The sequence below is a fragment of the Brasilonema octagenarum UFV-OR1 genome, assembly GCF_963888615.1.
GTDB lineage: Bacteria > Cyanobacteriota > Cyanobacteriia > Cyanobacteriales > Nostocaceae > Brasilonema > Brasilonema sennae.
This window is the reverse complement of sequence record NZ_CAWPKW010000170.1, coordinates 15,558-27,919: the sequence shown is the minus strand read 5'-3', so window position 1 is coordinate 27,919 and position 12,362 is coordinate 15,558. Positions and strand designations below refer to the sequence as shown.

Annotated in this window: 11 protein-coding genes and 1 pseudogene; 7 read left to right on the top strand and 5 right to left on the bottom strand. The window is 42.2% G+C overall.

The features are described from left to right. Window positions 1–176 precede the first annotated feature (176 nt). Window positions 177–440 (top strand): hypothetical protein, encoded by a 264-nt coding sequence (locus tag AC5590_RS11945; RefSeq protein WP_169263999.1) that lies wholly within the window; start codon window positions 177–179, stop codon window positions 438–440. A gap of 410 nt (window positions 441–850) precedes the next feature. Here the strand turns inward: AC5590_RS11945 and AC5590_RS11940 are convergent, their stop codons facing one another. Continuing rightward, on the bottom strand, window positions 851–2,449 hold the full coding sequence (locus AC5590_RS11940; RefSeq protein ID WP_169263998.1) for a serine hydrolase domain-containing protein: 1,599 nt from the start codon (window positions 2,447–2,449) through the stop codon (window positions 851–853). A 364-nt stretch (window positions 2,450–2,813) separates the two neighbouring features. On the opposite strand from AC5590_RS11940, the pseudogene AC5590_RS11935 reads away from it, so the two are divergent. After that, window positions 2,814–3,829 (top strand): annotated as a pseudogene (locus AC5590_RS11935) (IS701 family transposase); the annotation flags it as partial. 5 nt (window positions 3,830–3,834) lie between these two features. Here the strand turns inward: AC5590_RS11935 and AC5590_RS11930 are convergent. The 3 genes from AC5590_RS11930 to AC5590_RS11920 form a co-directional block, all read right to left on the bottom strand. Beyond that, complete coding sequence (locus AC5590_RS11930; RefSeq protein WP_248277180.1) at window positions 3,835–4,353, bottom strand: penicillin acylase family protein; 519 nt, start codon at window positions 4,351–4,353, stop codon at window positions 3,835–3,837. Next, a complete protein-coding gene (locus tag AC5590_RS11925; RefSeq protein WP_246162579.1) occupies window positions 4,343–4,648 on the bottom strand; it encodes a penicillin acylase family protein in 306 nt (101 codons plus the stop codon). Before AC5590_RS11925 ends, AC5590_RS11930 begins: the two co-directional genes overlap by 11 nt. Before the next feature lie 315 nt (window positions 4,649–4,963). Beyond that, entirely contained in the window at window positions 4,964–5,599 is a 636-nt protein-coding gene (locus AC5590_RS11920) for a Uma2 family endonuclease (RefSeq protein WP_169263997.1), read from the bottom strand. A 77-nt stretch (window positions 5,600–5,676) separates the two neighbouring features. On the opposite strand from AC5590_RS11920, the gene AC5590_RS11915 reads away from it, so the two are divergent. The 5 genes from AC5590_RS11915 (at window position 5,677) to AC5590_RS11895 (ending at window position 11,617) form a co-directional block, all read left to right on the top strand. Further along, a complete protein-coding gene (locus AC5590_RS11915; RefSeq protein WP_169263996.1) occupies window positions 5,677–5,823 on the top strand; it encodes a hypothetical protein in 147 nt (48 codons plus the stop codon). Between the two features lies 1 nt (window position 5,824). Beyond that, window positions 5,825–6,139, top strand: coding sequence for a hypothetical protein (locus AC5590_RS11910; protein WP_169263995.1), 315 nt, complete (start codon window positions 5,825–5,827; stop codon window positions 6,137–6,139). 227 nt (window positions 6,140–6,366) lie between these two features. Next, on the top strand, window positions 6,367–7,698 hold the full coding sequence (locus AC5590_RS11905; RefSeq protein WP_169263994.1) for a serine/threonine-protein kinase: 1,332 nt from the start codon (window positions 6,367–6,369) through the stop codon (window positions 7,696–7,698). Window positions 7,699–7,797: 99 nt separating this feature from the next. Continuing rightward, entirely contained in the window at window positions 7,798–10,146 is a 2,349-nt protein-coding gene (locus tag AC5590_RS11900; protein ID WP_169263993.1) for an SPFH domain-containing protein, read from the top strand. Between the two features lie 103 nt (window positions 10,147–10,249). Further along, on the top strand, window positions 10,250–11,617 hold the full coding sequence (locus AC5590_RS11895; protein WP_169264035.1) for a protein kinase domain-containing protein: 1,368 nt from the start codon (window positions 10,250–10,252) through the stop codon (window positions 11,615–11,617). A 31-nt stretch (window positions 11,618–11,648) separates the two neighbouring features. Here the strand turns inward: AC5590_RS11895 and AC5590_RS11890 are convergent, their stop codons facing one another. Further along, on the bottom strand, window positions 11,649–12,347 hold the full coding sequence (locus AC5590_RS11890) for a DevA family ABC transporter ATP-binding protein (protein ID WP_169264034.1): 699 nt from the start codon (window positions 12,345–12,347) through the stop codon (window positions 11,649–11,651). Between the last annotated feature and the right edge of the window lie 15 nt (window positions 12,348–12,362).

Below are 12,362 nucleotides of genomic sequence, written 5' to 3'. Positions count from 1 at the left end.
GACTTACGCACTGTACAAAAGAACTATCTTGTGTATTAACGTAAATACGTTGTTTCAGGCTTTTGGATGTCGCGCCAAAATATGATTGAAAAATCTAGCTACAAGCCTTGAAAACTATACCTGTTATTTTGGCTTTTCTGTCAATGCGTAAGTCCTATATTAATAAGTGAGAAGCATTGCTGAAATTAGAAGTATTTGGTGTAGAAATAGTTGAAGAAATTGACGAGACTTTTTTGAGTCAAATTGTTGAAATAATTGCTAAATTTGAAAATCCTCCAGTTTCGTTCGATGCAATTAGAAAACACCGTTCTTGGCAAAGAGAATGGAACACTAAATCGCCAGCATCAGCAGCACTAAGACAGGGTTTAACACAATTAGTTTTAAGTGAAAAATTGGGTGGTAATGAGGCAGAAGGGTATTTTTTATTTAATAAAAATTAATTGTCTGTTCGTAACCGTTCACGGGGGGGCAAAAAAATGTCCCATATGAAATCACACGGAATCAGTACGAAAACCAGTCTTGAATTGATTTTTTACGGCTAATTTTGAGTAGTCAAAAGTCCTACATTGGTCGGTAAATTGTCGTTTAGACATTTTCGGCACTATTAGCGCCTACGATAAATATCCCGAAACCCTTGCTTAGCAAGGGTTTTAGAAATTAGACGAATGTTCTACCCCCCGTGAACGGTTACAGTCTGTTCCAACTGTTCCAGTGTTCCTGATATGTCTTTAACAACTACTGTTCCAACGTACTAACAGTCATTGCAGCGTTACTGGAACAATTGAAACGTTCTAGGAATATTATTTTGAAACAGTAGATAAAGAGTGGTATTAGTTATTTAAACTTGACTTTATTTCACAAATTGAATGTTTCTGACACGTCCACCTTCTACCCGCAAACTGAATTTAGTAACTTGATGAAAGTCATCACGAACAAACTGCAAAGTGAGGTCTGTACCTTTCAGCAAATCTTTGTTAATTGGCTTGAGGGTTTCTCGAAGAGAATTTCTTCGATTTAGCAGCAACTCTCCGTCTTCGATACTGATTCTGTATGTTGCATCTAACTCTTGGGAATAATACTCTCCTGTAAAATCCACCAACTGTTCAGAATTAGGAGGAGCAAATTCTAGCCGTTGGAAAACGTCCCGTGTTTTGACCTTTACATAGTAAAAATAAGAGGGTTTATGTAAACCTGATTCTTCAAATTCAACAGATATAAAAGGAATATCCATTATTACAAAATGACTTGAACTTACAGGAGCAAGGATCAAGCCCATTCCAGCAGCTTGCACGATTAATTTTCCATCCTTTACCAATAACTCCCAAACGGTTCCTGTTTTTGGGTTTTGATAAAAGCCAGTCTTCCTCTCTAAATCAATCGATGGAATTTCTATTATTTGGGTTTGACGGCTGACAGATTCTTCAGTAAAGTCATCAACTAAGTAGATATCTGCAACTTTTTTGGCAAGTTCTGCCGGTTTAGCGCTGCCCAAATTTGACAAGCAAATTACAGAGAATCTCTGTTTGGGGAATCGCAGCATTTGCGATCTGTAACCCATCCATGCGCCACCGTGACTGATGGTTTCTAATCCTCGGTAATGCCCTCTGTCTAAACCAAAGGCATAATCTATCACTTCGCCGCTATTCAATATTCCAGGTGTAATGATTTCTTCGATCAAGTCTTGCCCATATCCTCCTAATTTGTTTTGGTAAAAATTCTCATCCCAGATACATAGGTCTTCAACCGTAGTATAGATACCACCGTCACCCACGACATCAAAAATAGTCGTATCAATCTGAAAACTACCCTCTTCCCTCACAGAGTAGCCAATCGCTCTATTCTGGACAATCCTTGTGAAATCATCGTGAAAGTGAGTTGCTTTCATTCCCAGGGGACTGAAAATATGCTGATCAGCAAAAACCGCCAGAGATTTTCCAGAGACACGTTTGACGATTTCTGCCAAAAGAAAATATCCTGAGTTGCTGTACAAATGCTCCTCTCCTGGCTTGAAGTTCAATTCTTGTTGACGAGCTATTAAAGCAATGATTTCGTTCTCAGGATAGTCATTCTCAAGTCGCATTCCTGCCAATTCCATGAGGTTTAGGAAATCACGAATGCCGCTTGTGTGGTGAATAAGATGCCGCACAGTAATGGGATACTCATATCTGGGTATCTCTGAAATGTAGATTTGGATCTCGTCATCTAAAGAAAGTTCCCCCTTTCTTGCAAGTAAAGCAATGCACATCGCTGTAAACTGCTTGGAGGTTGAGGCAATATCAAAGACCGAATTTGGAGAAATCGTTACGTTGTGTTCTAAGTCAGCCATACCATAGCCGCGCTTATAAATAGTCTCACCATCTTTAATGATGGCTAAAGCAAAACCAGGAGAGTCTGGTTTATCCCATTCGGAAAATAATTCATCGACTTTATTTGGTGATGGAAGTGTCATTATCAAAAGCTAGAAAGATTACTTTTTTACTAACTGGAGTTTACACTAAAAAACCAGTAATCAGGAAATAGCACTTAGAGAATTATTAATAATAAGTAACACGCGAGTCTAAGTGAAACGTTACTGAAAAGAAAAAAGATGTCAGCTATATTAAAGTGACCGCAAATTGGTCAATGCTGGTAAGTAGTTCAACTTAATTAAATTAGGACTTACGCATTGACAAAATAGGCAAGAAGTGCAGATGCGTGAATGAGGAAAGTAACAAGGCGAGTGCGCGAAGGCGCACGCTGCGCGAACGCTAATTAACAGGGACATTGAAAGACGGATAATACCTATATTGTCTTGATGATGTAGGGTTAGGGCTATTAGAGCGACTACTAAAGTATCAACTTACATATGCGACTTGGACACTTACACTCTGTTCTTGCTTGCAGAATCAAAGTATCCAGGTTGTACACGATCTTGCTGAGATTTTAGGAGAAACATCTCACGATAGCGTCAATAGATTTTTGTTGAGAGAACGTTATGAACCAAAAGATTTATTTCTGGAGGTAAGTCCACACATCAATTTAACGGGTGGTACATAAGTTACGACGATACAGTTATTGATAAACCTTATAGTGACCCGCTATTAACAGCAATTTTTTGCTTATTTTTGGTCGGGTAAACATCATCGTGTAGTTAAAGGGATTCAGTTAATTACCTTGTATTACACTGATTTGTCGGGTAAATCTGTACCCATCAATTATCGCATATATAAAAAACAGGAAGGTAAGACAAAAAACGATTATTTAAGAGAAATGATTGCTGAAGTACTGGATTGGGGATTAAAACCGAAGACCGTGACTACAGATGCTTGGTATGCCAGTAAAGAAAACCTAAAATTCCTGAAAAACAAAGAATTAGGGTTTTTGGTGGGGGTAGCCAAGAATCGTTCCTGTTCAATCAATGGTCGAGATTATACCCAAATCCAAAATCTAGAAATACACAGGTGTTGGTTTAATAGTTCATCTAAAAAGTTTCGGCAAAGTGAAAGTATTTCGGAAAAACTTCTCCCAAGGGGAGACGCTGAGTCGCAAAGCGACACGCTGCGCGTTCGCCCTCTGGGCGTGCGCTTGCGCTTACGCGAACAAAAACGAAGAAAAAAGATACTACATCATATTTTTACCGGATGAAGATGCACTAATTGCAATTAATCGAGTGGAATTTAAGGCATTACATTCAATCCATTGGGGAATTGAATGTTACCACAGAGCCATTAAACAGGTGTGTGGGATTGAACGTTTTATGGTTCGCCAGCGCGTTGGGCGGGTTCCCCGACTTGAAGCGACTGGCGAACCCGTAAGGGTTAGAACAACTGAGGCTATTCATACTCACTTTTGAAATTATTCTGAGAGGACATTGGTGACACCCCAGGCAATGCGCTCGCTATGACCGACAATCACACCCAGCATTCCAGCAAACGAAAACCCAGTCACATTGTATGGACAATCTGCACTTTTTGGTGTACAATGCAGACCAACTTCATACCAGATAGAAGGCATTTGTACAGCCAAGTGAGGATCATTTGCCAAAATGGGTTTACCTGTCGTCGTCTGCTGACCTGATATTACCCAGCTATTTGAACCAATACCGACTCCAGTAGTAGAACCTAGCAATTGTTCTAAAGCAGTCATCGGTTTGGTTATTGACTCTAAGGCAGAGATGATATTATTTACACCACTCACTGGGGAGAAAACATCTGCTGTACTCACTGCTTTACCCACTTGGAACTGTGGCAAAATCACTGGTAGGTTTTCAGGGTAAGGTGGAAATAGTTCTTCTACCTGAGCAGGAGTCAGGGTTTTGAGCAAGATACTACGTTCAATTTCACTATCAAGGTTTTTGCCAAGATCATAAGCCATCACCTTGCCCCATGTGAAAGTCCATTTGCCAGAAACGGTCTTGCGCGTGGACATAACCTTGCGCCATAAATAAATCATGGGAGTTGGCAGCGTAAATGTGGGGAATTCCCCAGTCATTACGCTCGACTTTTACCTCAGCCTTCAACCCTGGTATTTGAACCGTGCCAGTTTCTACTGGAAATGATTGCCTCACAGCATAGGTGACAAGCCCCACTAGCGATAGCCCCAGCACTAGTAGTACAATCACGGTAATCTTGAATGCTTTATGAAACCAAAGTTTCTTGGATCTTTTCATTGGCTGGTGGAAGTCGTGCGTTTTATTTCGCCGCATGAAATGAAAATAGGATGATTATCTCACGCCAAGATGCTAAAAAGAACTTTGAGACGACAGTATCTGTCTAGTACCGCTGCCTTGGAATTCGCTGCCTACGGCACGCTACCTCACATCTTGCACCAGTTGCGTTATTGCAATTTTTGTAAGGTGGGCACTGCCTAGAGTTGCTCAAAACCTTATTTTTACGTTGACAGCAGTGCCCACCCTACGGTTATTGAGAATGGTGCAAGATCTCAGCTACGCTAACATTCACGCATTCACGCATTCAAAAAGCTTTTATTCCCGTAGCAAAGCTCTCAGTTCTCGCAGCATTTGACTGGTTCCGTCATCAATTGCTTTTTGCACCAGTCGGGGAATAAGTTCAGTTACGGGTAAATTAGGAAAGGTGGGACTGAGGAGAGATTCTACGTAGCCGTCAGCTTGGAGAATATAAACGGTTAGTTGATGGTTGCTGTAAATCCACACCTCCGGAACTCTCAGGGATATGTAGGCGTTGAGGGTTGTTTTTGAGGTAACATCAGATTCAACGGCAAGGTCACAGGGAGGATATACGGTTAAATCCATTTGGGTACATCCTTTTACCTGGCTGGCATTTTGAATATAAAAGCAGGTATCTGGTTCAACCCCAGCAATGTCTGGACGTTTAAAAGTAGTCGAGCCGAAGTCTTCCCAGTTGCGTCCTTGTTCCTCCAGAATTGTGGTGATGATGTAAGCAATGATGCGGTGGGGACGCTCATGTAATGCTAACGGGGACATTATTTCTAGGGTTCCTCGGTAGTAAGCAATGCGGGTGTTGCGTTTTTCTCCCAAGTCTTCGAGAAGTCGCTCAAAGTCTTGCCAGGACAGGTTATGAATGGCAATCTGGCTACCGGGAGCGAGTTCTATGGCATGTAGGGGAATAGTTACGCTCATGTTTTTGTCTCCGTTAACTGCTGTCCTGCTTTCTCAATTTTGACCAAAACTAACGCGATCTGCAAAGGAGCGCAGCAGTGTTCGCGCAGCGTCTCGTAGAGAAGCTATCGCGCGATCGCCCAGTGCCGCAAGCAGCGATTGTGGATAGATTTTGCACAGCGTCGTTTCCTAACTTAGTATTAAGACACGGCGGAGCAATGTTGAGGATGAGTCAGGTGGGCTGATATGGAAACGATGAAATTACGAGCGCATATTGGGGCTGATGGTATGTTGCAAATCCAGACACCCACTGATTTTAAAGATATCTCTGTTGAGGTGGTGATAGTTGTACAGCCGTTACCCGATGCAGAAGTTGCAGCATTAGAGAAACCCCAAGCGCGATATAACGCTTGGGGAAAGCCGACGACGAAAAAATCGATAAGTAATGCGTTAGCGAAGCGGCTCCAAAGGAGCATCGCTCTTATGGAACAATTGCGGCAAGAAGTGGCATTGGATAAAACGTCAATCCGCTCCATGATAGAAGAGGGGCGAAGATTTTAATGCACCTGGCGTGACACAGAGAGAGAGGAAAGAGGAATAATTCCGATATCAACGGATTTGATATGACTGTCCACCGAGTGTGAATCGCAACTGAATTGTTCAAATTTCCCAATCTGTGCATTCAGATTTCGATTATCGCTTTGTATGCCCTGCACATCATCTCACAAGGTGCAGCCAAACAAGTAAAATGCTTCTAGTGATCTCAAACTAGGGAGTAGCCAATCCCAATGCAACTTTGGACACCAGGTCAACCACTTCAAAACGGAAGATTCATTATTCAAAAAGTCCTTGGAGGTGGAGGCTTTGGTGTCACCTATAGTGCCATTCAATCCCCCATCGGTAAATTAGTTGTTATTAAAACCCTAAACCAAAAGCAACAAGGTCAAGCAGACTTTGATAAACAACAAGTAAAGTTTGTCAATGAGGGGTTGCGGTTACGAGGGTGTAGCCATCCTCATATCGTCAAAATCTACGAAATGATTAAGGAGGCTGAACTGTGGGGCATGGTGATGGAGTATATTGACGGGCAAGATTTATGGGTTTATGTTGAGGATCGTGGGGCATTGCCAGAGTCTGAGGCATTACGCTACATTGACCAGGTAGGGAAAGCCCTGGAATCTGTCCACCAACAAGAACTTTTACATCGGGATGTCAAGCCACATAATATTATGCTGCGCCGTGGTACACAAGAAGCTGTACTGATTGATTTCGGTTTGGCACGCGAATTTGCCGTTGGAATAACAGGAAGCATGACTAATGCCAAGACGGCAGGTTATGCACCCATTGAACAGTATCAAAGACGAGGTAAATTTGATACTTATACTGATGTTTATGCCTTAGCCGCAACGCTGTATACATTACTGACTGCGGAAGTTCCTTTACCTGCTGATTTTAGGAAAACTGGCATACCTTTACCACCGCCAAAGCAACATAACTTCCGGATTAGTGACAGGGTAAATGATGCTATTGTCAAAGGTATGGCGTTGGAACCGCAAGATAGACCACAGACAGTGCGCGAGTTTAGAGAATTGCTTGGTATTGCAACTATTGAAACTCAACCACCTTTTGTAGATAAACTTTCTTCAACAGATCCAATTGTCGATTACGCTAAACTGGAGGGCTTGCTGAGAGCTAATCAGTGGAAAGAAGCGGATCGTGAAACCTACCAAATGATGCTTCAAGCAGTTGATCGTCAGAACGAGGGTTGGATGAGGGCGCAGGAATTATCGAACTTTCCCTGTACTGTTCTTCGCAAGATTGACCAACTATGGGTAGAGTACAGTGATAGTAAGTTTGGCTTAAGTGTTCAGCAGCGAATCTGGCGTGGTATTCGCGGTTACCCTGGCAAGTTAGATAGGTTAGATAGCACAACTTTTTATGAGTGTGGCAACTACGTAGGCTGGCGAAGGAATAATGAATGGTTAAGATACGATAACTTTACCTTTAGTTTAGAAGCTCAGGAAGGGCACCTTCCGTCATTTGGATATGGTGTTCTGCTTTTCCACGAGTGGCTACCTATGTGTAGTGGTTTCTTCCCTCGCATTATTCGTTGTCTATAGAGAAATATCTTTAATTTTCCTTTAAGATTCTTCGGGAATTGCTGATTAAGAATACGTAGTTAACTACACTTCTTTATAGTCAGGAAGAATAGCATCACTATGAAAGCAAAGCTATTTGTCGGTCTGCTAGTGAAGAGTGCAATGGCTCTAGGCAGCATTGTTATCATGAGTCAGTATATCGATTCAGTGAATCCTCGATTAACAACTGCTTCAGTAGAACAACCCCCAAATCTGCTGTTTGTTCAGACTCCAACTACGGTATCACTACAAACTAGCCCAGGAAACTCAATCAATCAGCCCATGAGAACTGCGGGAATATCTTTGGGCGGAACTTTTGCTATTTTCTTGGTGTTCGGAGTTGTTGTATTTGCGGTTATCTCGTCCAGAGGAGTTGTAGTAATTGCTAACGATGAAGTTGGGATTGTGATTAAGAAATTTAACCTTAATCCTTTTTCCCCTAAACTTCCTGCTGGTCAGCTGATAGCTTTTAAAGAAGAAGCTGGTCCCCAAGCGAAAATTCTTACCCCGGGTTCACATTGGGGTTATTTTCCTTGGATGTATACCATTCGCAAAGAAAAACCAATCAAAGTTTACTCTGATGCAATTGGGCTAGTCGTTGCTAAAGATGGTGCGTCTATGTCACCTGGGCAACTTTTTGGTAGGGTTGTTGAATGTAACAACTTTCAGGATGCCGGTGCATTTATTGAAAATGGGGGTCACAAGGGTAAACAGCTGGCCATTCTAACAACTGGCACTTACCGGATTAACACTGAATTGTTTCACATTTATAAGAAACCAGTAATTAATATTCCTCCAGGAGAAATTGGACTAATCGTTGCCGAAGATGGTGCGCCCATGCCACCAGAACAACTGTTGGGCAAAGTTGTGGATTGCCATAACTTTCAAGATGCGTCTAAGTTTATTGAAAATGGAGGTCAAAAAGGTAGACAGCTAGCAATCTTAACTGCTGGCACCTATTGGATTAACACCGATTTATTTACTGTAATTACTGCTGCTAATGCCACCCAATATGGCCTGAAACCTGAAAATTTACAGGTGTATACAGTAGAAGCTGGGAAGATTGGCATTGTCACTACTTACGATGGTATTTCAATTGAATCAGATGAGATTGCTGGTTCGCCTGTTGCAGATCATGGCAACTTCCAAAACGGGCAAAAATTTCTTGATGGAGGCGGACGCAAAGGTTTGCAACAAGAGGTTCTGCCACCTGGTTCTTGGAATCTAAATCCTTGGTTTGCCAAAGTTGAGCAAGTAGAATTAACTGACGTTCCTGTTGGGACAGTTGGAGTTATTATCTCCCACGTTGGCAAGCCTCCCGAGAATAAGGCTGGTGTAGTTGAGCGTGGATGCAAGGGAGTTTGGAATACCCCTCTCCCCCCTGGTAAGCATGTAATCAACACAAAAGTGATGAATGTAGAGATAGTTCCAACTCTTCCCATTGCGCTAGACTGGTCAAACAAAAAAAAGCCACCTACAAACTACGATGCAAACCTTCATGCTATACAACTGCGCTCTAAGGATGGATTTTGTTTTGATATAGAAGTAACGCAAGTTATTCGCGTAGCTGAAGAAAATGCTCCCACAATGATTTATCGTGTTGGTAATAATGTTGGTGGCTCTGGTAGTAACTCTATAAAAGCTCTTATTGTAAAGGTACTACAGCCAGCAGTGAGCAATTACTTCTGCAATTCTGCTCAAAATTCTGAGGCGCTTGACTTTCTCGACAAACGTAGTGACCAACAAAGACAAGCAAAAGACTATATTAAATCAGCTCTCAGTGATTTTGCAGTTGAAGCAGTTGACACATTGATTGGAGAGATTGACCTACCCGAACAACTGGAAAAGATTTTAACTGATCGCAAAATCGCCCAGGAAATGCGTATAACCATACAAGCTGAACGAGAAACAGAAAAAGAACTCCAAAATCTTGAATACGAAAAAGCCGTGACGAAAAAGCAAGCAGATTTGGTTAAAGCTCAAGAGGATGTGAAGATTGCAGAACTTAATGCCATAGCAGCGAAATACGGAATTGAGGTTGAAGTAGGACGAGTTCGACAACTACGTGAAATAGACTTATTAATTTTGAAAGAAACTATTGATATCATTGGTCGTGAAGGCTGGCTAGATATCGAAAAACTGAAGGAGTTAGTCAAACTTAAACTTCCAGAGGTCTGGGTTAGTAATTCTCATGATGGTGGTTCTGGATTAATCGATGCAGTCATGCCTCAGGTATTGAGGACTCTGAGAACTAGTACCATTGGTTCAAATAATGGTTTATCAACAGCACACCAAGGGCATCAAACATTAGAGACTTCATCTCCGTCAACGGCACTTCCTCAAGGTTATGTTATCTGTACTCATTGCGAGACTAAAAATCCATTGGGTAACAATTTCTGCTCAAAGTGTGGTAAACCGTTAACCAGTTAATAAAACCCACAGTTGCCAAATAAGCAGTACGAAGTCATTGCGAGTAGAAAGAAGTCAAAATTCACCCGCAATGACGAACAATATCAAAGCCTATTATTTTCCCATGTCAGCTAAAATCACTCTTACTGTCACCCAAGGCAAACTTCAGGGACAACAATTTATCTTTGACTCCCGCACCAGCTGTATCATCGGTAGAAGTATGGATTGTAATCTCCAACTGCCTGATGATGAAGAACATTGCACCATCTCCCGCTATCATTGTTTGCTAGATATCAACCCTCCTGCTATCCGGGTACGGGACTTTGGCAGTAGAAATGGTACTTACGTTAATGGAAAAAAAATTGGACAGCGCCAAACTAACCAAACTCCAGAAGAAGGTGCCAAATTCCAATTTCCAGAGTATGACTTGCAGGATGGAGACGAAATCAAACTGGGTAATACTGTTTTTACAATTGGTATTGAAGTTGATCCATACGAGATAAATATTTCCAACTTTTCTCCTGGCACCATTTATCTAAACAAAAACCCAACACAACCGCCAATTTTTTTGGAAATTATTAAACGCTTGTTGGGCTTAGCGGAAGATGGTGACAACAATCTAATTGCAATTCGCGGTTATCAAATTGTTAAATTGCTGGGAAAAGGTGGATGTGGGGAAGTTTATTTAGCACAGCACAATCAATCCGGGAAATTCGTAGCACTGAAGGTCATGTTACCAGCAGTAGCTGCTAATGAACGCGCTGTACAGATGTTTCTCAGGGAGACGGAAAACACTAAAGCTTTACGACATCCCAATGTAGTGCGGCTAATAGATTATGGATACTCCGAAAACATTTTCTTCTTTACTATGGAGTATTGTGAGGGTGGTAGTGTATCTGATTTAATGCGCCACCAGGGTGGGCGATTATCTATTGATATAGCAGTACCGATTGCTCTACAACTTCTCGACGGTTTAGAATACACGCACAATGCTGAAATTCCCTATGTCAAACTGGGTGATGGCGGATTTGGCAAAGGCAGGGGTTTAGTTCACCGCGACCTCAAACCGGGTAATATCTTCCTTGCTTGGGCTGATGAAAAAGTTGTTACTAAAATTGGCGATTACGGCTTATCTAAGGCATTTGACATAGCCGGTTTAAGCGGTCAAACTCTCACTGGCGCTAAAGCAGGTACTCCGGTTTTTATGCCCCGACAGCAGGTGCTTAACTTCAAATATGCCCAACCAGACGTAGATATATGGGCTACTGCTGCTTGTCTTTACTATATGCTTACTGAAACTTTCCCTCGCAACTTCACAGGCGGTGATCGGTTCCTGGCTGTATTACAAAATGACCCCGTGCCAATCGGAGCGCGAAACGCACAAATTCCGCAACATCTGGCAGAGGTTATTGATTTGGCGTTGGTGGAAAAGCCAGAAATTTATTTTAAGAGTGCGGCGGAGTTCAAGCAGGCATTGTTGGGTGTATTGTGATCTTAAATGAAGTTGGCTGCTATATATCTTGCTATCCAACGGTAGCAGGAGCTTTCGCTAACTTACCATCTTCCATGTAGACAATGCGATCGGCTATGTCCAAAATACGATTATCATGAGTCACTAACAAAATCGTACAAGCTTGCTCTTTCGCCAAATTATGCATTAGGTTCACCACATCTCTACCCGACTTACTATCAAGGGCGGCGGTGGGTTCGTCTGCGAGAACCATTTTGGGGCGACTCACCAGGGCACGGGCGATCGCAACCCGTTGTTTTTGTCCTCCTGACAAATCATCCGGGTAGTAATTGAGACGCTCCCCTAATCCTACCAACTCTAGCATCTCGGCTGAGCGTTTTTTCATTTCTGCTGGAGTTATACTCTTGTGAAGTTCCAAGCCCATCCTGACATTTTGCAGTGCGCTTAAGCTACCGTGCAGGTTGTGTGCTTGGAAAATATAGCCGTTATTGCGTCGCGCCAGTGTGAGTTGTTCTGCATTCGCACCACAAAGTTCTCGTCCTAACACTCGCAAATGACCGGACTGGGCAGAACGCAGCCCACCTACTAAGGTCAGAAGTGTGGTTTTCCCAGAACCAGACGGACCTGTCATAATGATAATTTCACCAGCGTTAATCTCTAAGTTGATATCATATAGCACTTGTTTGCGGAGTTGACCTTTACCAAAGTAGTGGTTGAGATTTTGAATAGAGATAACAGGTTCATTCGTCATAGTCATTAGTTATTC